Origin of the sequence: Micromonospora sp. NPDC003816, assembly GCF_042874705.1 — a bacterium.
Classification (GTDB): domain Bacteria; phylum Actinomycetota; class Actinomycetes; order Mycobacteriales; family Micromonosporaceae; genus Micromonospora.
The window spans coordinates 339053-360619 of sequence record NZ_JBIANP010000001.1; the positions used below are offsets into that span (position 1 = coordinate 339053).

Annotated in this window: 21 protein-coding genes; 16 read left to right on the forward strand and 5 right to left on the reverse strand. The window is 71.3% G+C overall.

The annotated features are described in order from the left end of the window. Window positions 1–3: 3 nt before the first annotated feature. On the reverse strand, window positions 4–828 hold the full coding sequence (locus ACFYTT_RS01420; RefSeq protein ID WP_254876815.1) for an IclR family transcriptional regulator: 825 nt from the start codon (window positions 826–828) through the stop codon (window positions 4–6). Between the two features lie 168 nt (window positions 829–996). Between ACFYTT_RS01420 and ACFYTT_RS01425 the strand changes: the two genes are divergently transcribed. From ACFYTT_RS01425 to ACFYTT_RS01480, 12 genes are read left to right on the forward strand one after another with little or no spacing between them, the layout of a single operon-like run. Further along, window positions 997–3015: a hydantoinase B/oxoprolinase family protein gene (locus ACFYTT_RS01425; RefSeq protein WP_387257008.1), complete on the forward strand. Its 2019-nt coding sequence runs from the start codon at window positions 997–999 to the stop codon at window positions 3013–3015. Beyond that, window positions 3012–3992: a tRNA U-34 5-methylaminomethyl-2-thiouridine biosynthesis protein gene (locus ACFYTT_RS01430; protein WP_131054367.1), complete on the forward strand. Its 981-nt coding sequence runs from the start codon at window positions 3012–3014 to the stop codon at window positions 3990–3992. Before ACFYTT_RS01425 ends, ACFYTT_RS01430 begins: the two co-directional genes overlap by 4 nt. Further along, entirely contained in the window at window positions 3985–4824 is an 840-nt protein-coding gene (locus ACFYTT_RS01435) for a 2-amino-5-chlorophenol 1,6-dioxygenase subunit alpha (RefSeq protein ID WP_357214820.1), read from the forward strand. Before ACFYTT_RS01430 ends, ACFYTT_RS01435 begins: the two co-directional genes overlap by 8 nt. 10 nt (window positions 4825–4834) lie before the next feature. Continuing rightward, window positions 4835–5125, forward strand: a complete 291-nt coding sequence (locus ACFYTT_RS01440) for a BMC domain-containing protein (protein WP_117230022.1) — start codon at window positions 4835–4837, stop codon at window positions 5123–5125. 22 nt (window positions 5126–5147) lie between these two features. Further along, window positions 5148–5474, forward strand: a complete 327-nt coding sequence (locus ACFYTT_RS01445) for a BMC domain-containing protein (protein WP_176093608.1) — start codon at window positions 5148–5150, stop codon at window positions 5472–5474. Further along, the gene (locus ACFYTT_RS01450; RefSeq protein ID WP_131053137.1) at window positions 5474–5749 is read left to right on the forward strand and encodes a EutN/CcmL family microcompartment protein; all 276 of its coding nucleotides are present in this window, start codon (window positions 5474–5476) and stop codon (window positions 5747–5749) included. The genes ACFYTT_RS01445 and ACFYTT_RS01450 overlap by 1 nt, the downstream gene beginning before the upstream one ends. An 18-nt stretch (window positions 5750–5767) precedes the next feature. Further along, complete coding sequence (locus ACFYTT_RS01455; protein WP_176093607.1) at window positions 5768–7279, forward strand: 2-hydroxymuconic semialdehyde dehydrogenase; 1512 nt, start codon at window positions 5768–5770, stop codon at window positions 7277–7279. Next, on the forward strand, window positions 7276–8070 hold the full coding sequence (locus ACFYTT_RS01460) for a 2-keto-4-pentenoate hydratase (RefSeq protein WP_387257014.1): 795 nt from the start codon (window positions 7276–7278) through the stop codon (window positions 8068–8070). The genes ACFYTT_RS01455 and ACFYTT_RS01460 overlap by 4 nt, the downstream gene beginning before the upstream one ends. Next, complete coding sequence (locus tag ACFYTT_RS01465; RefSeq protein WP_176093605.1) at window positions 8067–8999, forward strand: acetaldehyde dehydrogenase (acetylating); 933 nt, start codon at window positions 8067–8069, stop codon at window positions 8997–8999. Before ACFYTT_RS01460 ends, ACFYTT_RS01465 begins: the two co-directional genes overlap by 4 nt. Further along, window positions 8996–10033, forward strand: coding sequence for a 4-hydroxy-2-oxovalerate aldolase (gene dmpG, locus ACFYTT_RS01470; RefSeq protein WP_131053141.1), 1038 nt, complete (start codon window positions 8996–8998; stop codon window positions 10031–10033). Before ACFYTT_RS01465 ends, dmpG begins: the two co-directional genes overlap by 4 nt. Further along, window positions 10030–10761, forward strand: coding sequence for a 2-keto-4-pentenoate hydratase (locus ACFYTT_RS01475; RefSeq protein ID WP_387257018.1), 732 nt, complete (start codon window positions 10030–10032; stop codon window positions 10759–10761). Before dmpG ends, ACFYTT_RS01475 begins: the two co-directional genes overlap by 4 nt. Continuing rightward, the gene (locus ACFYTT_RS01480; protein WP_387257021.1) at window positions 10758–11195 is read left to right on the forward strand and encodes a RidA family protein; all 438 of its coding nucleotides are present in this window, start codon (window positions 10758–10760) and stop codon (window positions 11193–11195) included. Before ACFYTT_RS01475 ends, ACFYTT_RS01480 begins: the two co-directional genes overlap by 4 nt. A 72-nt stretch (window positions 11196–11267) precedes the next feature. On the opposite strand, the gene ACFYTT_RS01485 is transcribed toward ACFYTT_RS01480, so the two are convergent. Then, window positions 11268–12158, reverse strand: a complete 891-nt coding sequence (locus tag ACFYTT_RS01485; RefSeq protein WP_387257024.1) for an NmrA/HSCARG family protein — start codon at window positions 12156–12158, stop codon at window positions 11268–11270. Between the two features lie 87 nt (window positions 12159–12245). Here ACFYTT_RS01485 and ACFYTT_RS01490 point away from each other — a divergent pair, with 87 nt between their 5' ends. Further along, window positions 12246–12782, forward strand: coding sequence for a TetR/AcrR family transcriptional regulator (locus ACFYTT_RS01490; RefSeq protein WP_131053144.1), 537 nt, complete (start codon window positions 12246–12248; stop codon window positions 12780–12782). Between the two features lie 7 nt (window positions 12783–12789). On the opposite strand, the gene ACFYTT_RS01495 is transcribed toward ACFYTT_RS01490, so the two are convergent. Next, window positions 12790–13269 carry a sigma-70 family RNA polymerase sigma factor gene (locus tag ACFYTT_RS01495; protein ID WP_387257027.1) on the reverse strand — a complete coding sequence of 160 codons (480 nt, stop codon included), beginning with the start codon at window positions 13267–13269 and terminating at the stop codon, window positions 12790–12792. Window positions 13270–13388: 119 nt separating this feature from the next. After that, the gene (locus tag ACFYTT_RS01500) at window positions 13389–16136 is read right to left on the reverse strand and encodes an ATP-binding protein (RefSeq protein WP_387257030.1); all 2748 of its coding nucleotides are present in this window, start codon (window positions 16134–16136) and stop codon (window positions 13389–13391) included. Window positions 16137–16222: 86 nt separating this feature from the next. On the opposite strand from ACFYTT_RS01500, the gene ACFYTT_RS01505 reads away from it, so the two are divergent. Then, on the forward strand, window positions 16223–19087 hold the full coding sequence (locus tag ACFYTT_RS01505; RefSeq protein WP_387257032.1) for a BTAD domain-containing putative transcriptional regulator: 2865 nt from the start codon (window positions 16223–16225) through the stop codon (window positions 19085–19087). Window positions 19088–19180: 93 nt separating this feature from the next. Here the strand turns inward: ACFYTT_RS01505 and ACFYTT_RS01510 are convergent, their stop codons facing one another. Beyond that, complete coding sequence (locus tag ACFYTT_RS01510; protein ID WP_176093602.1) at window positions 19181–19483, reverse strand: hypothetical protein; 303 nt, start codon at window positions 19481–19483, stop codon at window positions 19181–19183. Window positions 19484–19942: 459 nt separating this feature from the next. Between ACFYTT_RS01510 and ACFYTT_RS01515 the strand changes: the two genes are divergently transcribed. Further along, the gene (locus ACFYTT_RS01515) at window positions 19943–20644 is read left to right on the forward strand and encodes an alpha/beta fold hydrolase (protein WP_131053149.1); all 702 of its coding nucleotides are present in this window, start codon (window positions 19943–19945) and stop codon (window positions 20642–20644) included. 62 nt (window positions 20645–20706) lie between these two features. Then, complete coding sequence (locus ACFYTT_RS01520) at window positions 20707–21543, forward strand: alpha/beta fold hydrolase (RefSeq protein ID WP_387257036.1); 837 nt, start codon at window positions 20707–20709, stop codon at window positions 21541–21543. Window positions 21544–21567: the final 24 nt, after the last annotated feature.

The window sequence follows — 21567 nt, forward strand, 5'->3', positions numbered from 1 at the left end:
GGGTCAGTCGCCCCACACGTCGCCGAAGCCGTACCCGAGTTGCCGGGACAGCTCGTCGGCGGTGCGGCGGGCCGCTGCGGCCAGCTGCGTCACCCGGGCCTCGTCGAGGCGGAAGATCGGGCCGGAGACGCTGATCGCGCCGGTGACCCGGCCGTGGCGGTCGCGCACCGGCGCGGCCACGACCCGCAGTCCCTCCTCGCTCTCCTGGTCGTTGAGCGCCCAGCCCTGCTCGCGGACGGTCGCCATCCGGGACACGAACGTGTCCAGGTCGGTGATCGTGTTCGCGGTCAGCGCGGTGAAGGGTGCGTCGGCCAGCGTCGCGCGCAGCGCGGCGTCGTCCTGGTCGATCAGCAGCGCCTTGCCGGCGGCGCTGCACCACAGCGGGATACGCCGGCCCAGCCGGGAGACGAGCTGCAGGTTGCGGGTGCCCTGCACGACGTGGATGGAGATCGCGTCGAGGTCCTCCAGGACCGACAGGTTGACGCTCTCGCCCTCCTCCTCGGCCAGCCGGTGCACCAGGGGACGGGCGAGGGTGTGCAGGTCCAGGCCGGCGAGGTAGCGCGCGCCGAGTTCGAAGACGGTGACCCCGAGCCGGTAGTTGCCGTTGTCCTCGTTGCGGTGCAGGAAACCGGCGTCGGCCAGCGCCCGGAACAGCCGGCTGGCGGTCGACTTGTGTAGGCCGAGCTCGCGGCTGACGTCGCTGACCTTGCGTTCGGCGTCGTTGCCACGGAAGGCGAGCAGCACGCTGAGGGCGCGGTCGAGTGCCTGTGTGCCGGACTCGCGGGGCGTCGGCGCGTCGTCCGGGCTGGTCTCAGTGGCGTACGACATCTTGCTTCCCACCTTCTCGGTTGCTAGGTTTCATAATATAACCCTAGGACCACAATATGGTCCAGCGCGTTATGGTCCACCCGACGAGATGGCCCACCCACGGTGGCCCATCCCAGATGGTCCGTTCTCCCACCACCGGGATCGAGCCGGAACCAGTGAGGCATCCGCATGACTGTGAACCCGATCGACCTGGAAGTCGTCACCGAAGGTCTCATCTCGATCGTCCGGGAGATGCGACAAACGATCTTCCGTACCGCGCACTCGCCGGTGATCGCCGACGCGCAGGACTTCTCCTGCGCCCTGTTCGACCCCGAGGGACAGATGGTCGCCCAGGGCCGGGACATGCCCGGCCACGTCATCGCCATGCCGGCCTCGGTCGCCGAGATCTTCGCCGACTTCGCCAACGAGATGCGCCCCGGCGACCTCTACATCGTCAACGACCCCTATCGCGGTGGCAGCCACCTCAACGACGTCACCCTGATCAGCCCGGTCTTCGTCGACGACCAGCTCTTCCTCTTCCCGTGCGTCCGCATGCACTGGGCCGACATCGGCGGCATGACCCCGGGCAGCGTCTCCGGCCAGGCCACCGAGATCCTCCAGGAGGGGCTGCGGATCCCCCCGATCAAGCTCATCGAGCAGGGGCGACCCAACCGGGCCGCGTTCGACATCGTCTTCGCCAACGTCCGGATGGCCGAGGAACGCCGGGGCGACCTGGAATCCAGCATCGCCGCCTGCCACACCGCCGAACGGCGCCTGCGCGAACTCGTCGCCCGGCACGGCACCGACCTGATCCTCGAATCCGTCGCCGCCAACATGGACCGCACCGAGCACCGCCTGCGCACCATGATCCAGGCGCTGCCCGACGGCACCTACCGCTACGAGGACTACCTCGACCTCTACACCGACGGACACTACGACGCCGCCATCGTGCGCTGCGCGCTCACCATCGACGGCGACGAGATCGAGGCCGACTTCCGCGGCTCGTCGACCCAGGTCGCCGCCGTGGTCAACTCCTCGCGGGCGATGACCGTCGCCGGTGTTTTCATCGCCGTCAAGTCCGCCCTGGACCCCGGCGGCCTGGTCAACCACGGCGCCTTCCGGCCCCTGCGGGTGCACACCGAACCCGGCACCGTCGTGCACGTCAGCTACCCGGCCCCGGCAAACGCCCACAGCGAGGTCCGCAAACGCGTCATCTCGGCCGTGATGGCCGCACTGAGCCAGGTGGCACCCGACCTCATCGCCGCCGACCAGTTCGGCACCACCTTCCAGAACCTCATCGGTGGCGTCGACGAACACACCGGCCGGCCCTACCTCTACTACGACTACCCGGCCGGCGGCAACGGCGGATTCCTCGAATCCGACGGGCCCAGCGCCATGAACCCCGTCGACCTCGGCGACATCTCCACCATCCAGTCCGTCGAACGACTGGAGACCGAGATCCCGATCCTCGTCGAGGCCTGCGAACTGCGCACCGGCTCCAGCGGCGACGGCGCACGCCGAGGCGGACTCGGCAGCCGCCGCGAGACCCGCCTGCTGGCCAGCGGCGGCGCGTACTCGGTGCAGACCGACCGCACCACCGTCCCGCCCTACGGCCTGCGGCACGGCGGCCCCGGCGCGCCCACCGTGACCCACATCCGGCGGGGCGACGGCGAACGCGTCGACTTCGCCACCCCCGGCAAGGTCGCCGGCTTCCCGATGCGCACCGGAGACCTGCTGGTCATGGAGTCCGCCGGCGGCGGAGGCTGGGGCGACCCGCTGGACCGGCTGCCCGAGCACGTCGCCGACGACGTCACCCAGGAGTACCTGACCGCAGCCGAAGCACGACAGCGCTACGGCGTCGAACTCGACGCCGACGGCCGGGTCGACCCCACCGCGACCGCCGCCACCCGGGAACGGCTCCGCGACCAGCGACGCTGGCTGCGGACCACCGTCACCACCCAGCCGGCCTACACCGGCCAGCGCGGCCAGCGACGCCTGGCCTACGTCGCCCCCGACAGCGGCCTGGCCGAGGACACCCTCGTCGAGGTCCACGGCGGACATCCCGCGCCGCTGCGGGCCTGGATCCGACACGACACCGCACTGGCCGCCGACGAACTCGCCCTCGACGACGACGGGCTGCAGATCCTCGGCACCGCCCCACACGACCGCTCCCACGTGCGGGTACTACGCGGGGAAGGACGCTCATGAGCAAGGTCTTCCGGGTGCCGGTCACACCGGCCCGTGGCGGTGCCACCACCGCCCCACGCACCCCGTCACCGACCACCACGGCACGACGGTGCGGCATCGTCGCCGGCTGCCTCAGCCCGCACCCGCCCCACCTGATCTACGCCGAGAACCCGCCACAGAACGAACCACGCTCCACCGGCGGCTGGGAGACGCTGCGCTGGGCGTACGAGCGCCTGCGCACACGCATCCGCGAGGTCCACAAACCCGACGTGCTCATCGTGCACGCCCCGCACTGGATCACCATGGTCGGTCACCACGTCAACTGCGTGCCCAACCCGCGCGGCACCTCCGTCGAGCCGATCTTCCCGCACCTGTTCCGCTACCACTACGACTTCCGCACCGACGTCGAACTCGGCGAGGCCATCGCCGAGGAGGCCAACGGACTCGGCCTGGTCACCCGCACCCTGCACGACCCCCGCGTCCGCGTCGACTACGCCACCATCGGCGCCCTGCACCTCGCGAACCCGGCCTGGGACATCCCCGTGGTCTCCCTCTCGGCCAACAACAACCCGTACTTCTACTCCGACGCCTCCCTGGAGGAGATGGAGGTCCTCGGCGAAGCCACCCGACGGGCCGTCGAAGCCACCGGCCGCCGCGCCGTCCTGCTCGCCTCCAACTCGCTGTCGCACCTGCACTGGCACGAGGAACCGGAACTGCCCGAGGACATGGAACGGGAACACCCCTACAACAACCACCAGTACCGGTGGGACATGAAACTGCTCGAAGCGATCCGGCGCGGACCGACCGCACCGCTGCGCGAACTCATCCCCGAACACATCGAGGCCACCGCCAGCGAGACGAAGGCCGGCAGCCTCACCTGGATGCTCGCCGCGATGGGCTGGCCCAAGGTCGCCGGCGACGTACTCGGCTACGGCACGATCATCGGCACCGGCAACGCGGTCGTCGAGTGGGTGCCCGAGGGGAACCACCATGGCTGACCGGACCGGAATCGTCGCCGGCGCACTGCTGCCCGGCATGCCGCACCTGCTCGCCGGACACGCCGCACCGAGCTGGTCGGCACTGGCCGACGCCGCCCGCGACGTGGGCGCCCGGCTACGCCGACTCGAACCCGACGTGGTGCTGCTGCTCTCCACCCAGTGGTTCACCGTCCTGGGCCACCAGTTCCAGTGCGACCCCAACCCGCGCGGCCAGCACGTCGACGAGAACTGGTACGCCTACGACTACGGCCTGCTCGACTACGACCTCCGCTTCGACGTCGACTTCACGGAACGCTGGGCCGCCCGGGTCCAGTCCGACGGACTCCAGGCCCGACGGACCCGCTACGACGGATTCCCGATCGACACCGGCACCATCGTCACCTCCGCACTGCTCGACCCCGAGCGGAAGCTGCGGTGGGCGCAGGTCTCCTGCAACCTCTACGCCGACGCCGACACCCTCGCCGCCGTCGGACGCGCCGGCGCCACCGCCGCCCGTGACGCCGGACTGCGCGCCGCCGTCGTCGTGGTGACCGGGATGTCCTCCGGGCTCATCCAGGAGTGGATCGAACCCGACCAGGACCGCATCGGCGCACCCGCCCACGAGCAGTGGAACACCCGGATCCTCGACCTGCTCACCGCCGGCAAGATCGACGAAGCCCTCACCGTCCGCGAGGAGTTCGCCCGGCAGGCCCAGGCCGACAGCCAGTTCCGGGCCCTGGCCTTCGCCGCCGGCGCCGGGGCGAGCACCGGCCCGGCACACCTGCACTCCTACGGCCCCATCTGGGGCACCGGCGGCGCCGTCCTGTCCTGGAACCTGCCAGACCACCACTAGAGGAGAGAGCATGCGGAACACAGCCGTGGGCTTCGTCGAAGCCGAAGGCTTCACCCCCATCTTCGACGCCGTCGACGCGATGGTGAAGGCCACCGAGGTCGAGGTCACCAAGGTCGTCCGGCTCGGCGGCGGCATCATCGCCGTCGCCGTCCGCGGTGACCTCGCCACCGTCGAGGAGGCCGTCGACATCGGCGAGGAGACCGCCCGGGCCAAGAGCCGCTCGGTGCGCTCGATCGTCTTCGCCAGCCCCTGCGACGCCGTCAGCGCGCTGGCGGCCGACCCCCAACTCGTCGGCAACTGACAGCCGGTAAGGAGACCCAGACATGTCCTCCGACATCGCCATCGGCATCGTCGAGACCCGCGGCGTCGTCGCCCTCTCCGCGGGCATCGAAGCCATGATCAAGACCGCCGACGTCCGCTGCGTCGGCGTCGAACGAGTCACCAGCGGCTACCTCGCCGTCGCCGTGCGCGGCACCCTCGCCGCCGTGCGGCAGGCGGTCGCCGCCGGCGAGGCCGCCATCCGCGCCCACGGCGACCTGCGCAGCTCGCAGGTCTACCCGAAACCGCACCCGACCACGGCGGCGCTGCTCGACAACCCCGAGACGGCCCGGATCCGCGAGGTCATGGCCAGCCTGCGCGGGGAAGCCTGATGGTGCTCGGCGAGGTCGTCGGCAAGGTGTGGGCGGACCGCATCCTGCCCTCGCTCCAGGGCCGACGCCTCGTCCTGGTCCGGGTCCGGCCCGACGGCTCCGAGCTGGTCGCCGTCGACCCGCTCAACGTCGGCGTCGGCACCACCGTGCTGGTCGTCACCGACGAGGCAGCCGCCTCGGTGACCGGCGAGTCCACCGTCGACGCCGCCGTGGTCGCCCTGGTGGCCGATCCCGGCACCGCCGAAGCCCCCGACCCCGCGCCCACCACGTCCTGACCGAAAGGCACGCCTGTGATGACCGACGGGCTCTGGTCCCCGAGTCTGCTCGCCGGCCGACCGGCCGGCGAGCCGACCGTCCTGCCGAACTTCGTCGACGGCGTATTCGACACCTCCGGCACGCGCTTCGCCAAGGTCTCCCCGGTGACCGGCGAGACCATCCGCTACGTCGCCGAGGCCGACCGGTCCACGGTGGACGCCGCGGTGGCCGCCGCCCGCTCGGCGCTACGGGGACCCTGGGGCCGGATGGGGGAGCGGGAGCGGGCCGCGGTCCTCTACCGGGTCGCCGACGAGTTGGAACGCCGCTTCGACGACCTGGTGGCGGCGGAGGTCGGTGACACCGGCAAGTCCATCTCGCAGGCCCGCACCCTCGACATCCCCCGTGGCGCGGCGAACTTCCGCGCGTTCGCCGAGATCGTGTCGACCACCCCGACGGAGTCCTTCACGACCCCGACCCCCACCGGCGGACGCGCCCTGAACTACGCCGTACGCAAACCGGTCGGTGTGGTCGCGGTCATCGTGCCCTGGAACCTGCCGCTGCTGCTGCTGACCTGGAAGGTGGCCCCGGCCCTCGCCTGCGGCAACACCGTGGTGGTCAAACCCTCCGAGGAGACGCCGTCGTCGGCGACACTGCTGGCCGAGGTGATGGCGGCGGCCGGAGTGCCCGACGGTGTCTTCAACGTCGTGCACGGCTTCGGACCCGACTCGGCGGGGGAGTTCCTGACCCAGCATCCGGACGTCGACGCGATCACCTTCACCGGCGAGTCGGCCACCGGCCAGACGATCATGCGGGCGGCGGCCGACGGCGTGAAGGCGGTCTCCTTCGAACTGGGCGGCAAGAACGCCGGCCTGGTCTTCGCCGACGCCGACCTCGACGCCGCGATCGAGGGATCGGTGCGCTCCTCGTTCACCAACGGCGGCCAGGTGTGTCTCTGCACCGAACGACTGCTCGTGCAGCGACCGGTGTTCGACGAGTTCGTGAGCCGGCTCGCCGCCCGCGCCGACGAGCTGACCTTCGGCTGGCCCGCCGACGAGGCGACGGCGAACATGCCGCTGATCTCCCACGCCCACCAGGACAAGGTGCTCGGCTACTACGACCTGGCCCGGACCGAGGGCGCCACGGTGCTCGCCGGCGGTGACATTCCGACCTTCGCCGACGCCCGCGACGGCGGCGCCTACGTCCGTCCCACCGTCCTGACCGGCCTGGGGCCCGACGCCCGCGTCAACCGGGAGGAGGTCTTCGGCCCGGTCTGCCACGTGGCGCCGTTCGACGACGAGGACGAGGCGTTCGACCTGGCCAACGACAGCGACTACGGCCTGGCCGCCACCGTCTGGACCCGCGACGTGGGCCGCGCCCACCGGGCCGGCACGCGCCTGGAGACCGGCATCGTCTGGGTCAACACGTGGTTCCTTCGGGACCTGCGCACCCCGTTCGGCGGGGCCAAGGCATCCGGTGTCGGCCGTGAGGGCGGCACCCACTCCCTGAACTTCTACTCCGAACTGACAAACGTCTGTGTGGATCTGTCATGAGTGATGTCGCCCGGTCCGCCCGACTGCTGCGGACCGCCTACGAGACGCATACCCCCGTCGCGCCGCTGCGCGGCGACCTGATCCCGGTCGGCGACGTCGACGCCGCATACCAGGTGCAGCAGGCACAGGTCGCCGAGTGGGAGGCGGCGGGTCGCCGCCGGGTCGGCGCGAAGATCGGCCTGACGTCCTCCGCCGTCCAGCAGGCCTTCGGCGTCTATCAGCCCGACTTCGGGGTGCTCTTCGCCGACATGGCGGTCCCGGACGGCACCGAGATCGACGTCGGTCGGCTGCTGCAACCCCGGGTGGAGGCCGAGGTCGCCTTCGTGCTCGGCGCCGACCTGACGTTCACGCAGGTGACACCCGCCGACGTGATCCGGGCCACCGACCACGTCCTGCCCGCGATCGAGATCGTCGACTCCCGGATCACCGGCTGGGACATCTCCATCGTGGACACCGTCGCCGACAACGCCTCCTCCGGACTCTTCGTGCTCGGCAACCAGCCCCGCACGCTGGCGGACGTCGACCTCCGACTGGCCGGGATGGTCCTCGAACACGCCGGTGAACCGGTCTCGGTCGGGGCGGGCGCCGCCTGTCTCGGCAATCCCGTGCACGCGGTGGCCTGGCTCGCGCAGACCCTCGCCGGCGCGGGCACTCCGCTGGCCGCCGGGGACATCGTCCTGTCCGGCGCACTCGGACCGATGGTGCCGGTCACCGCCGGGGCGACGTACGAGGCGCGGATCTCCGGCCTGGGCTCGGTCCGGGCCTGCTTCAGCCCGGGGGAGGCGGCATGACCGGGGTGGCCGTGATCGGGCCGGGGAACATCGGCACCGACCTGATGATCAAGGTTCTCCGCCTGTCGGAGTCGCTGCGGATGACGGCGATGGTCGGCGTCGACCCGGCCTCCGACGGCCTCGCCAGAGCCCGCCGGCTCGGCGTGGCCACCACCGCCGACGGGATCGACGGGCTGCTGACGATGCCGGAGTTCGCCGACGTCGGCGTCGTGTTCGACGCCACGTCTGCCGGATCGCACCGCCGCCACGCCGCACTGCTGCGCGAGCACGGCCGGCTGGTGGTGGACCTGACCCCGGCCGCCGTCGGCCCGTACGTGGTGCCGCCGGTCAACCTCGGCGAGCACCTCGACGAGCCCAACGTGAACATGGTGACCTGCGGCGGGCAGGCGACCGTCCCCGTCGTCGCCGCTGTCGGCCAGGTGACACCCGTGCACTACGCGGAGATCGTCGCGTCGATCGCCTCCCGGTCGGCGGGCCCCGGCACCCGGGCCAACATCGACGAGTTCACCGAGACGACGGCGCGGGCGATCGAGGTCGTCGGCGGCGCCCGCCGTGGCAAGGCGATCATCGTGTTGAACCCGGCGGAACCACCGATGATGATGCGCGACACCGTCTACTGCCTCTGCCCCGACCGGGACGTCGACCGGGACGCCGTCACCGCGTCGATCGAGACCATGGTCGCCACCGTCGCCGGATACGTGCCCGGCTACCGGCTGAAACAACGCGTGCAGTTCGACCACGTCGACACGTACGTGCCCGCGCTGGGCACCCGGTTCACCGGCGTACAGGTGTCGGTGTTCCTGGAGGTGTCCGGTGCCGGGCACTACCTGCCCGCGTACGCCGGCAACCTCGACATCATGACCTCCGCCGCACTGCGCACGGCGGAACGGATGGTCGCATTCCGCACCGATCGGAAGGTGCCGGCATGACCCGGCTCTATCTGCAGGACGTGACACTGCGCGACGGCATGCACGCCGTCCGGCACCAGTTCACCGTCGACCAGGTCCGCACGATCGCCGCCGCCCTCGACGCGGCCGGGGTCGCGGCGATCGAGGTCGCCCACGGCGACGGCCTGGCCGGCTCCAGCGTCAACTACGGGCACGGCGCCGCATCCGACGCGGACTGGATCGCCGCGGCGGCCGAGGCGGTCACCACCGCGAGACTGACCACCCTCCTGCTGCCCGGCATCGGCACCATCGCCGACCTGAAGGCCGCCCGCGACCTGGGCGTGACCAGCGTACGGATCGCCACGCACTGCACCGAGGCGGACATCTCGGCGCAGCACATCGGATGGGCGCGCGACAACGGCATGGACGTGTCCGGGTTCCTGATGATGGCGCACATGAACGACCCGGTGGCGCTGGCGACCCAGGCGAAGCTGATGGAGTCCTACGGCGCGCACTGCGTCTACGTCACCGACTCCGGCGGCCGGCTGCTGACCCGCGACGTCGCCGAGCGCGTCGACGCGTACCGCCAGGTCCTCGATCCGGCCACGCAGATCGGCATCCACGCGCACCACAACCTCTCCCTCGGCGTGGCCAACAGCGTCGCCGCCGTGGAGCACGGCACCACCCGGATCGACGCCTCCCTGGCCGGGCACGGCGCCGGCGCCGGCAACGCACCCCTGGAGGTGTTCGCCGCCGTCGCCGAACTCCACGGCTGGGACCACGGCTGCGACGTGTTCGCACTGATGGACGCCGCCGACGACCTGGTCCGGCCGGTGCAGGACCGGCCGGTCCGCGTCGACCGGGAGACGCTGAGCCTGGGCTACGCGGGGGTCTACTCCAGCTTCCTGCGCCATGCCGAGCGGGCCTCGCAGCGCTACGGGATCGACGTCCGCTCGATCCTCGTCGAGTTGGGTCGCCGCCGCATGGTCGGCGGACAGGAAGACATGATCGTCGACGTCGCCCTCGACCTGGTCGCCGCCACCGACCGGACCACCGCGACCGGAGGAAGCCGATGAGCACCACCGACCACCTCGCCCGACGCCTCGACGACGCGGCGACCAGCCGTGCCGCGATCCCGCAGATCGGCACCGACGCCGAGCTGGACGTACCCACCGCCTACCGGGTGCAGCAGGCCGTGGTCGCCCACCGCCTCTCGCGCGGCGAACGTCCCGTCGGCCTGAAGCTCGGGCTGACCAGCCGGGCCAAGATGGCACAGATGGGCGTCGACGAGGTCATCTGGGGCCGGCTCACCGACGCCATGCGCATCCCCGACGGCGGCACGCTCCGGCTCTCCGCGCACCTCCACCCCAAGGTCGAGCCGGAGGTCGCCTTCCTCGTCCACGGCGGCGCGATCACGGCGGTCGCGCCGGCCCTCGAGGTCATCGACTCCCGGTACGTCGACTTCCGCTTCACCCTGCCCGAGGTCATCGCCGACAACACCTCGGCCAGCGGTTTCGTCCTCGGCGCCTGGCAGCCGGTGCCGGACGGGATCGACAACCTCGGTGTGCTGATGGAGGTCGACGGGCGACCCGTCCAGATCGGATCCACCGCCGCGATCCTCGGCGATCCCCGCCGGGCACTCGCCGAGGCGGTCCGGCTCGCCGCCGCCAGCGGCGTGGACCTGGCCGACGGTGCGGTCCTGCTCGCCGGCGCGGCCACCGCCGCCGTGCCGCTGCGGGCCGGATCACACGTCCGGGTCACCGTCGACACGCTCGGCACCGCGTCCCTGCGGGTCGCGTCGTGACCCCGCCCGGAGAGAACGGCGCACGACACGACGGTGTGGTGCCCGGCAAGGCCACGCCGCGCGGCCGGTTCCCGCACGTCAAGGTCGCCGGTGACCTGATCTTCGTCTCGGGTACGTCCAGCCGCCGGCCGGACAACACGATCGTCGGTGCTGCGGCGGACCCGATGGGCGTCACGGACCTCGACATCCGCGCGCAGACCCGCGCCGTCATCGACAACATCCGCGACATCCTGCACTCCGTCGGGGCCGACCTCGACGACCTCGTCCAGCTCACCACCTATCTGGTGAGCATGAACGACTTCGGCGGCTACAACGAGGTCTACGCCGAGTACTTCGACGAGACCGGCCCCACCCGCACCACCGTCGCCGTGCACCAGCTTCCCCACCCGTACCTGCTCATCGAGATCCAGGCGGTGGCCCGACGGCGGTCCTGACCTCGACCGGGTGGGCGACCTCGTCGGGCTTGCCGGGCCGGCCGTCCCGCAGCCGGCCCGGCACCCGAGCGGTCAGGCGAAGGTGCGACGGGCCCAGGTGCGGAAGTCGGTGGTGGGCAGGCCGAGTGCCTGGGCGATCTCCGGTCGGGCGGGGGTGCCGTTCTCGTTGATCTGCTCGACAGTCCTGATCATGAATGGTGGCAGGCCGCGCGTCACCGCCTCCTGCGGGGTGAGGACCGGCGCGGTGACGGTCCGGCCGGTCACCTCGCTGAGGATCGCGGCGACCTCGGTCATGGTGCGCATGTCGCCGGCGAGTTCCACCTCCTTGCCGTCGAGCGTGCCCGGTCCGGTGAAGGCGGTCGCTGCGGCGGCACCGATGTCGTCGACGGCGATCCAGGCGATGCGGGTGTCCTCGGCGAAGCCGGTGACGATGGTGCCGCTGGACCAGTCGCCGAACAGGAAGGACTTCTCCAGCAGGTTCTCCATGAAGGTCGCGGGCTTGAGGACGGTCCAGCGGGCGAACCCGCCGGTGCGGACCAGTTCGTCGATCTCCGCCTTGCTCTCCCAGTAGTGCCGGTCCCAGCGGCCCTCGGCCCAGCCCGGCTGGTTGCGGTGGAAGTCACCGGCACCGGCGACGCTGCTGTGGACGAACTGCGGCACCCCGGCCCTGCGTGCGGCCTCGACGAGGTGCCGCCCCCGGCGCAGTTCGGCATCGCCCTGCAGATCGGTGAGATCCGGGAAGGGGATGGAGAAGACGCCGTCCACTCCGCGTGCTGCGGCGAGGAGCGAGGCGGGGTCGTCCAGGTTGCCCCGGACCAGTTCGGCGCCGCGTTCGCGGAGGGCGAGTGCGGTGGCGGCGGTGGTGTCGCGGACCAGGGCGCGTACCGCGACGCCCCGGTCGAGCAGGGCCCGGGCGGTGGCGCCGCCCTGCTTGCCGGTGGCACCGATGACAAGGACGGCCATGTCTCCTCCTCGGAACAAGTGGGGTGGCACCCCACTTCATGTCGGCTACGATATGGGGGCACACCCCACTTATCCAAACGGCAGGCGATGAGAGCTGACGCACAACGCAACCGCGCGCTGATCGTCACGGCGGCCAGCGAGGCGGTCGCCCGGGACGGCGCGTACGCGTCGCTGGAGGAGATCGCCCGAGCCGCCGGCGTGGGCTCGGCGACCCTGCACCGGCACTTCCCGTCCCGCTGGGCGCTGCTGGAGGCGGTCTTCCACGACCGCGTCGAGGCGCTCTGTGCCCGCGCCGGCGACCTGTCGACCGGGCCGGACGCCCGCGAGGCACTGACGACCTGGCTGTGCGAGCTGGCGGTCTACAGCACGACCACCCGCGGCCTGGTCACCTCCCTGCTCAGGGCGCCACAGGAGAGCGAGTCCTGCTCCGCGATGCTCGTGGCGGCCGGCGAACCGCTGCGGCGTCGCGCCGCCGAGGAGGGGACCGTGCGCGCGGACGTCGAGATGATCGACCTGGTGACCCTCGTCAAGGCGATCGCACTGGCAGCGGAATCCACAAGCGCGACCGAGGCGGAGCGGTTGGTGCGACTCGCCCTGGAAGGAATCAGCCCCTCCCGGCGGTGAACGACCCTCAGGTGTTCATCAGCGAATCGCGCAGATGTCGTACCGCATAATGGGCGCGCGATTTGACCGTACCGGCGGGAATGCCGAGCGCGGCGGCAGCCTCGTCGACGGAATGGCCATGCACGTACAGTTCCACCAGGACGGACCGGTGGGTGGCGCCGAGTTCGCCGACGGCGCGTCGCAACGTGAGTGACGCGATCGCCGTCTCCGCCGCGTTGACCGAGTGCGCGAGGTCCGCCTCGACGATGCCGACCTCGACGGGCCGTCTCTGCCGTGTGCGGTACGCGTCGATCGCGAGACGCCGCGCGACGGTGAACAGCCAGCGCCGTTGCGGCTCCGGGCCCGGCGGCATCTGGTCCAGACTGCGCCAGGCCCGGAGCATCGTCTCCTGCAGCAGGTCCTCGGCGGTGCAGAGGGACCCCGGTGGGGTCAGCCTCCGCAGGTAGTGCAGCAGCGCGCCACCGTTGTCGCGGTGCAGGTCCCGCATGAGATCCTCGGTGGCGGTGACTGTCGACATCGAATTCCCCGTCCAGTTCCAGCGCGTCGGGGAAAGCGTACGAGGCGCCTCTTAATTTCTACTTTATTGCCATTCAGTTGACCATTCCACTATTTCGGAAACTGCGCTGAAAGGGCGTCACGTAGTCCGGCACGCGCCGACACGCCGAGCTTCGGGAAGATGCGATAGAGATGGGCGCCGACCGTGCGGTGGGAGATATAGAGGCGCTCGGCGATCTGCTTGTTGGTGAGGCCGCTGGCGGCCAGTCCGGCGATCTCCAGCTCCTGACTGGTCAGACCGCCGAGACCGGTGGCCGGATCCTCGGCGACGACCGGTCGGTAGCCGGTGGCGCGCAGCTCGGCTGCGGTACGGGCCAGCCACGGCTCGGCGCCCATCGCGGCGAAACCGTCGCGGGCCGCGAGGAGATGATGGCGGGCTGCCGACGGATCCCGATGACGACGCAGCTTCTCGGCGTAGGCGAGCCGGATCCGCGACGCCTCGTACAGCCAGCGCTCGGAAGCCGGATCGTCCAGGGTCTGCGCGAGCCGGGCGGCGGCGTCGTCGCCGTCGCTCACGAGCGCGTCGACGCCGTGCTGCAGCAGCCGCATACGGGTCGACAGGGCGGCCACGTCCGCCTCGCGCATGGCCTCGGCGTGCGCCCGGGCCTCGGCGGCACGCCCGGTCCGGACGGCGGCCTCCACCAGGTCGAACATCACATACGTGCAGTTCGGCACGTACGGGGCGAGGACACCGGGAGGACTGGAAGCGGCGGCATGCCGGTACGCGGACTCGAAGTCGCCCTGTGCGGCGGCGGCCAGCGCACGCGGGTGATGGGCGATGGCAGCCGCTCCCGCCACCCCGCGCGGTAGCGCCCAGTGGGTGATCTCGTCGGCCAGCTCGAAAGCCTCGCCGGACCGGCCCCGACCGGCCGCGACGATCGCGCGGTTGTACAGGAAGTACCACTTCAGGAACCCCAGACCGCTGTCACCGCAGACCTGCTGCGCCTCGACGGCCAACTCCTCGGTCTCGTCCCACCGGCCGGTGAGGAACCCGTCCAGACAGAGGTGCATCATCGCGGCCAACTGCCGCCGTGGTGCCCCGCCTTCCCGTCCCTGCCGCACGAGTCGCCACGAGTACTCGCGGTTCTCGCCCAACCGGTCCAGATAGACCGAGGCGGTGCCGATCCGCATGGCCCGGGTCAGATCCTCCTCCTCGGGCAACGACGCGATCAGCGCCTCCAGGTCCGCCACCGCCGCGGCACCGGTGCGCACCGGATCGGGGAAGGTCCTGCTCATCACCGAGAGGAGGTCGCTCGGACCCGGCGTGAACATCCCGAGAAGTCGATGGAAGACGGCCCAGTGGTCGGGACTGCCGGCATACCAGGACAGCAACAGCAGCGTGTGCATGGCCTCGTCGAGCGCCGGATCGTCCGCGCGCCAGCCGTGCTCGCCCGTCTCGATCGCGCCGGCGAGCAGACGGTGTGCGGTGTGCACGTCGCCGTCACCATTGATCATCAGCAGGGCCGCAGCGCCGGCGGCGTGCAGCGCACCGGCCGAGCCGACGCTCATCTCCCGCGACCGGGCGAGCAGGGTGGTCGCATCGCCGGAACCGCCGGCCTCCGCACCGATGTACGCCGCCTGCGCCAGTCGCCGTGCGGTGCTCTGCGGAGTGGCGCTCAGTTCGGCCGCACGCATCAGGGCGGCGATGGCAGCCAGCGAGTCGCCCCGCTGCATGACGCGATGGGATGCCTGCTCCAGTTCTGCCGCCACCGCCTCGTCCGGACCGGCGGTGGCGGCGGCCAGATGCCAGCTCCGACGTTCCGGATCGTCCGGCAACGCCTCGGCGATGGCCAGGTGAGCCCGGCACCGCTCCTCGTGCGTGGAGGACGCCACGATCGCCGACTGGATGAGGGGATGCCGGAAGGTGATGCGCCCGGTCGCGTCGTCGACCCGTACCAACTGGTGTCGTTCGGCCGGTGCCAGATGGGTCAGGTCGGTCATGCCGCGCAGGGTGCGGACGTCGCCGCTGCCCTCGAACGTGGCGAGCAACAGCAGCAGCCGGCTGGGCTCGGGCAGACCGGCGATGCGGTTGGCGAAGCCGGCCTGAAGCCGGTCGCTGAGCGGTACGACGTCGGCGAAGGCCGAGGGATGTGCCGCGCCGGCCAGGGTGGCCGGTAGCTCGACCAGGGCCAGCGGATTGCCCCGGGCGAGGTCGAGCAGGCGTCGCCGGGTGGGCGACGTCATGGTGGGGAAGTGCGAGTCCACCAGCCTGGCGGAGGCTTCGGTACTCAGCGGCTCGACGGTGACCTCGGTGAGGCCACGACGGTCGAGGAAGCTCTCGGTGCCGGTCCGGAAGGCGGCGATCACGCCGACCGGTGACCTCGCCACCCGCCGGGCGATGAAGCCGAGCGCGACGGCGCTGGACCGGTCGACCCACTGCACGTCGTCCACGATCAGCAGGACGGGCGCCTTCTTGGCGACGGTGGTGAGCAGAGACCGGGCGGCGTTGCAGACCAGCAGTGCCGCAGGCGTCGGGCCGGAGCCGAAACCGAGCGCGACGGTGAGCGCGTCGCGCAGTGCCGGGGGCAGCCGTCGAATCTCGGCGTACAGCGGCAGCAGTAGCTGGTTGAGCGAGGAGTAGCTGACGTCCGCCTCGAACTCCGAGCCGGACGCCCGCAACACCTGAAAGCCGGCGGCCTCGCCCAGGTCCGCCGCCGCGTCCAACAACGCCGACTTGCCGACACCGGGCTCGCCGCGCACCAACCGGACATCCCCGTCGCGCCGTACCGATTGCAGGAAGTGGCCGATGCACGCCAGCTCCACCTCGCGCCCGACCAACAGCTCATGCGATGACGTCACACCCGGAACGACGATCGCGGGCGGTCAGGGTTCAGTCGCCTTGCCGACGGACCTAAGCTGAGAGGCGTGATCATAGACCGCCCGCGATGCTGATGGGTGCCGGAAATCCGGACGACGGTCCACCCGTACGCTTCGCCGTGCTGGGCCCGGTGCAGGTGTGGCGCGGCGAACGCGAGGTCGACCCGGGATCACGCCAGCAGCGTCTGATCCTCGCGCTGCTCCTGGCCCGCGCCGGCCGGCCGGTCGGCATCACGGACTTCGTCACGCTGTTGTGGGACGAACGCCCACCCCGTAGCGCGGTGAACATCGTCCACCTTCACCTGGGCTCCCTGCGGCGGCTGTTCGAACCCGACCTGCGCCCTCGGACACCCGGACGGTGGCTGGCGAGCGACGCGGCCGGCTACCGCATGATGGTCGACGCGCACGGGCTGGACCTGCTGCGCTTCCGCGACCTGGTGCGTCGGGCGCGGGAAACCGACGACCCCGCTCAGGCGCTGACGACCTACGTACAGGCACTGGAACTCTCGCGCGGGCCGTGCGGCGGCGCTCCGGACCTGCTCGGTCGTCCGGTCGCCGACTTCGAGTCGGTGGACGACGAGTACGCCGACCTGGTGGGCGAGGCCACCGACCTGGCACTGCGTGCGGGAACGGCCCGGCTGGTGCTACCGATGCTGCGGCGCGTCGCCGCGCAGCGTCCGCTGGACGAAGCCGTCCAGGCCAGGTTGCTGCTCACGCTGTCCGCAGCCGGGCAGCAGGCCGAAGCGATCGCCCTGTACCAGGAACTCCGGAGCCGGCTCTCCGACGATCTCGGGATCGATCCGGGCCGCGAACTCCAGGAGGCGTACCGGACGGTCCTGCGGCACGGCGCCCCCGAGATGGCGCCGGGTCGGCGGCCCGACGAGAGCCCGTCAGGGGGCGGCTTCCTCGTCAGTCCGGCCCAGCTACCGCCGGACCTTCCCCACTTCACCGGACGCCAGGACAGCCTGCGCCGGGCGCTCGCGCTCATCCACGGCCGCACCGCCGCCGGAGCTCTGCGCATCGTCGTCATCGAGGGCATCCCCGGCGTCGGCAAGACCAGCCTGGCGACCCACCTCGGGTACCGGTTGGCCGACGAGTTCCCGGACGGTCAGCTCTACGCCGACCTCAGGGGGCTGGACCCGGACGCCGCGTTGCCCCCGGGAGAGGTGCTCCAGGCATTCCTGCACGCGCTCGGCGTCCGTGGCCCGGACATCCCGACCAGCGACCTGGCCCGGTCCGGGCTCTACCGCAGTGTCCTGGCGGAGCGTCGGGTGCTGATCGTGCTGGACAACGTCCGCGACGCCGACCAGGTCCGGCCTCTGCTCCCCGGTGCTCCGGGAAGCCTCGTCCTGGTCACCAGCCGCTACTGCCTGGCCGGTCTCGCCGCGACACACGGGGCGCACGTGCTCGCGCTCGACGTCCTGCCGGACGACGAGGCGCGTGAGCTCGTGGTCTCGCGGGTCGGGTCTACGCATGCCCTGGCGGACCGGAAGGCGTTGGACGAGATCGTCGACCGGTGCGCGGGGCTTCCCCTGGCACTGGCCGTGGTGGCCGCCCGGGCTCTGGCCCATCCCGAACAGCGGCTGTCGGCCGTCGCGGCCGAACTGCGCGACGCCCAGGGCGGCCTCGACGCGTTCGGCATCGAGGATTCCGACAGCGACCTACGGGCCATCTTCTCCTGGTCCTACCGTGGCCTCAGCCCGTCCGCCGCACGCCTGTTCCGTCTGCTGGCCCTGCATCCGGGCCCGGACGTCACCCTGCCCGCCGCGGCGAGCCTCGCCGGCCTGGCCGTGCAGGATGCCGCCGACGTGGTCGAGGAACTGGCGCGGAGCAGACTCGTCACGGAACGCCGGTCCGGCCGGTACGGCGCCCACGATCTGATCGCCGCGTACGCGCGGGAGCTGCTGGCCGGCGCCGACTCCGGCGCGGAGCGTGACGCGGCGGCGGATCGGCTGCTCCGGTACTACCGGCGTGCCGCCCACGCGGCCAACCGCCACATCAATCCCGAGATCGATGCCGAATCGCCCGCCGCGTACGACGGGGTCGTCGACGAGAACCCGACGGACGCCCGGGAGGCCGTCGAATGGTTCGCCGCCGAACGGGACGTGCTGAAAGCCGTCATGCGCCAGGCCAACGACAGCGGTCGGGTGTACGACGCCTGGCAGTTGGAGCTCACGGTGCAGGGCTTCTACCAGCGCGACGGTTGGTGGCAGGAGTGGGCGACCGTGGTGCGCGAATGCCTGGACGCGGCGGAGGGCGCCGGCGACTCGGCAGGTACGGCGAACATGCTGCGCAGCCTTGCCGGCGCCCGCTTCTACCTCGGCGACAGCGCCGCAGCACTGACCCTGCTCGACCGTGCTCTGGCGATCTTCGTCGAGCTGGGTGACGCGTCCCGGGAATCGCTGACACTGCGCAACCTCGGCGAGGTCAGTTTCGCGGTCGGTGACCACGATCGGTCCGTCAGCTGTCTCCACCAGGCACTGCGTATCGCCGAATCGCTCGGCGAGCAGGTGGCCCAGGTGGACGTGCTGTCCCGCCTCGCCGACACGCAGTACGAACTCGGCGACCGCGCGGAGAGTTTTCGAACCATCGGCCGCGCCCTGGCCATGAGCGAGCAACTCGACCACGGTGTCCGCCGCAGCCAGTGCCACCTCCGGCGCGCGAACCTCTATCTGCGCGAGCGGCGGTACGCCGAGTCCCTGGCGGACTTCGCCGCAGCCGACGAACTGGCCGTGGCCGTCGGCGGCCGGGTGCTCAGGGTCCGGGCGAATCTGGGTCTGGGGGACATCGCCTATGCGATGGATGATCGGCCCGCCGCCCGGACGGCATGGCTGGTGGCGTTGAGCCTGGCCAACGACACGGACCGGGATCAGGAGGCCGCGATCCGGCGCCGCCTGGCGAAGCTGCGCGACGACACGCCGCCGGACGTGTAAGGAGGGGTCCCCTGCTATACACGAGGCGTTAGCAGGGGACCCCTCCTTACACAACTCCAGCAGCGCTGCGGCGGGCAGCGCCTCAGCGAGCGGTCAGAACGAGTACGCCCGGAAGGACTGGTACTTGCCGGCGGGGAAGGTCCGGAACGTGCCGAGGTTCCACTGGAGGCCGGTGCAGTTGGGCCCGCTGAAGGCGCTGACCTGTTCGACGATGCGTTCCCCGGTGAGCGACGCCGCGGTCGGCGGCATGGCCAGGCAGGTGCCGTCGGGCTCGGCGACGTGCAGCAGCAGCGTGGCGAAGGTGCCCTCGAAGATGCTCAGCCCCGAGGGGGGTACCTCGACGGCGGCCTGCGCGGGCTGAGCGTGCAGAGCGACCGTGGCGGCGATGCCGGCCATGGTCAGGCCCGCGACAGTACGAATTCTCCGGCCCATGGTGGTGCCTCCCTGGATCGATTCCGTGCGGTGTGGTGTGAGCGCGCCAGGGTCAGCCTTTCGCGGCCTCGTGGAGATCGGCAACGGTGTGGGTCGATGACTATGTAGACAGAAAATGACGACCCGTGGCGTGAACTTCGTTCGGCGGCATACGTAGCCCGGCGGCGGAGGGTGCCGGGGCATCGGTCGAATGACCTAACCGAGTCGCCCGCAGCCGTCGACCGCCCGACGGGGCGCGCCGGCCGACAGCGACCAGCAGGAGCGGACGATTCCGGCGAAAGGACTCGGCTTCCGGTCGTCCTCCGCGCCGCACCGTTGCTGGCGGCAGGCGGATGACTGATTCGGTGAGCGGCCCGGGAGACGACCGTGGACCCATCGACGGCGCCGTTCGTGCCGTCACCGCCCACGTCGAGGAGACAGCTCATGAAGCCCACCATCGTCCTGGTCCACGGCGCCTTCGCCGAGTCCGGCAGTTGGAAGGCAGTGATCAGTCGGCTGCAGGCCGCGGGTCACCGCACCATCGCGGCCGGGAACCCGTTGCGGAGCCTCTCCGGGGACGCCGCCGTGGTGGCCGACCTGCTGGCCACGATCGAGGGTCCGATCGTGCTGGTCGGCCACTCCTACGGGGGTGCGGTCGTCTCCAACGCCGCGACCGGCAACGACAACGTCAAGGCCCTCGTGTACGTGGCCGCGCTGGCTCCGGAGAAGGGCGAGAACGTGCCCGACCTGACCGGCAAGTTCCCGGGCGCCACCCTCGGCGAACACCTCCACGAGGTGCCGCTGCGCGACGGCACCGCCGACGTCTACGTCCGTCCGGAGAGTTACCACGAGCACTTCGCTGCGGACCTCACGCCGGAGCAGGCGGCCCTGGACGCCGCCACCCAGCGGCCGTTCCACACCACCGCCCTCAACGAGGGCTCCGGCGAGCCGGCCTGGAAGACGATCCCGTCCTGGTTCATCTCCCCGGAGCGGGACCTCGCCATCCCGATCGCGGTGTTCCGCTTCATGGCCGAACGCGCCAACGCGCGGGAGGCCGTGGAGGTCGCCGGTGCCTCGCACGCGCTTCCGGTGTCGCAGCCGCAGGCGGTGGCCGACGTCATCCTCCGCGCCGCCGCTTCCGTCTGACCACTCCGTCCGTACCCGAGACCCGGCCCGCTCGGGCCGCTCCCGATCGAGAGGATCCACCCATGAAGATCAACCTTCCGTTCCTGTCCAGGCGCATCGCTCCGTGGACGGCCGTCGCCGCCGGTGTGGCGGTGGCCGCGATGGTCGCCGGCTCCGCGCAGGCGGTGGCGGGGCACCGGCCCCGGGTCAAGCCCACGGTGGTGCTGGTCCACGGCGCGTTCGCCGACTCGTCGAGTTGGAACGGCGTCATCACGCACCTGAAACGGGACGGCTATCCGGTGGTCGCCGCCCCGAATCCGCTGCGCGGCCTGCACACCGACGCCGAACACCTGCGCAGCGTGCTGGAGAGCGTGCGGGGCCCGATCGTGCTGGCCGGTCACTCCTACGGCGGATCGGTGATGAGCGAGGCCGCCGACGGCGACACCGACGTCAAGGCACTGGTCTACATCGCGAGCTTCGCCCCGGAGCAGGGGGAGAGCACCTCGGCTCTGGCCGCGAAGTTCCCGGGCGGACAACTGGGCCCGGCCCTGGACTCCGTGCCGGTGTCGATCCCCGGTGCCGGTACGGGCACCGACCTCTACATCAGGCAGGACCAGTTCCGGCGGGTGTTCGCGGCCGACGTCCCACGGAAGGTCACCGACCTGATGGCCGTCACCCAGCGACCGATCACCAGTGCCGCGCTCGACGACACCGCCACCCGGACGGCGTGGAAGTCCATCCGGTCCTGGTTCATGGTGACCACGCAGGACCTGGCCATCCCCGCCGACTCGATGCGGTTCATGGCCAGGCGGGCCGGGTCGCACACCGTCGAGATCACGGCCTCGCACGCGGTCACGGTCTCGCAGCCGAAGCCGGTGGCCGACCTGATCGACACGGCGGCCCGCGCCACCACGCGCTGACCGGCCCGCGCTGTTCGCGATACC

What these genes read in the sequence shown, in the direction of transcription:
- ACFYTT_RS01460 (WP_387257014.1), top strand. Translation starts at nt 7,276, where the DNA reads ATGAGTGATGTCGCCCGGTCCGCCCGACTGCTGCGGACCGCCTACGAG.
- ACFYTT_RS01505 (WP_387257032.1), top strand. Translation starts at nt 16,223, where the DNA reads ATGCTGATGGGTGCCGGAAATCCGGACGACGGTCCACCCGTACGCTTC.
- dmpG (WP_131053141.1), top strand. Translation starts at nt 8,996, where the DNA reads ATGACCCGGCTCTATCTGCAGGACGTGACACTGCGCGACGGCATGCAC.
- ACFYTT_RS01440 (WP_117230022.1), top strand. Translation starts at nt 4,835, where the DNA reads ATGCGGAACACAGCCGTGGGCTTCGTCGAAGCCGAAGGCTTCACCCCC.
- ACFYTT_RS01430 (WP_131054367.1), top strand. Translation starts at nt 3,012, where the DNA reads ATGAGCAAGGTCTTCCGGGTGCCGGTCACACCGGCCCGTGGCGGTGCC.
- ACFYTT_RS01435 (WP_357214820.1), top strand. Translation starts at nt 3,985, where the DNA reads ATGGCTGACCGGACCGGAATCGTCGCCGGCGCACTGCTGCCCGGCATG.
- ACFYTT_RS01515 (WP_131053149.1), top strand. Translation starts at nt 19,943, where the DNA reads ATGAAGCCCACCATCGTCCTGGTCCACGGCGCCTTCGCCGAGTCCGGC.
- ACFYTT_RS01420 (WP_254876815.1), bottom strand. Translation starts at nt 828, where the DNA reads ATGTCGTACGCCACTGAGACCAGCCCGGACGACGCGCCGACGCCCCGC.
- ACFYTT_RS01425 (WP_387257008.1), top strand. Translation starts at nt 997, where the DNA reads ATGACTGTGAACCCGATCGACCTGGAAGTCGTCACCGAAGGTCTCATC.
- ACFYTT_RS01510 (WP_176093602.1), bottom strand. Translation starts at nt 19,483, where the DNA reads ATGGCCGGCATCGCCGCCACGGTCGCTCTGCACGCTCAGCCCGCGCAG.
- ACFYTT_RS01495 (WP_387257027.1), bottom strand. Translation starts at nt 13,269, where the DNA reads ATGCGGGACCTGCACCGCGACAACGGTGGCGCGCTGCTGCACTACCTG.
- ACFYTT_RS01485 (WP_387257024.1), bottom strand. Translation starts at nt 12,158, where the DNA reads ATGGCCGTCCTTGTCATCGGTGCCACCGGCAAGCAGGGCGGCGCCACC.
- ACFYTT_RS01475 (WP_387257018.1), top strand. Translation starts at nt 10,030, where the DNA reads ATGAGCACCACCGACCACCTCGCCCGACGCCTCGACGACGCGGCGACC.
- ACFYTT_RS01455 (WP_176093607.1), top strand. Translation starts at nt 5,768, where the DNA reads ATGACCGACGGGCTCTGGTCCCCGAGTCTGCTCGCCGGCCGACCGGCC.
- ACFYTT_RS01450 (WP_131053137.1), top strand. Translation starts at nt 5,474, where the DNA reads ATGGTGCTCGGCGAGGTCGTCGGCAAGGTGTGGGCGGACCGCATCCTG.
- ACFYTT_RS01445 (WP_176093608.1), top strand. Translation starts at nt 5,148, where the DNA reads ATGTCCTCCGACATCGCCATCGGCATCGTCGAGACCCGCGGCGTCGTC.
- ACFYTT_RS01465 (WP_176093605.1), top strand. Translation starts at nt 8,067, where the DNA reads ATGACCGGGGTGGCCGTGATCGGGCCGGGGAACATCGGCACCGACCTG.
- ACFYTT_RS01520 (WP_387257036.1), top strand. Translation starts at nt 20,707, where the DNA reads ATGAAGATCAACCTTCCGTTCCTGTCCAGGCGCATCGCTCCGTGGACG.
- ACFYTT_RS01490 (WP_131053144.1), top strand. Translation starts at nt 12,246, where the DNA reads ATGAGAGCTGACGCACAACGCAACCGCGCGCTGATCGTCACGGCGGCC.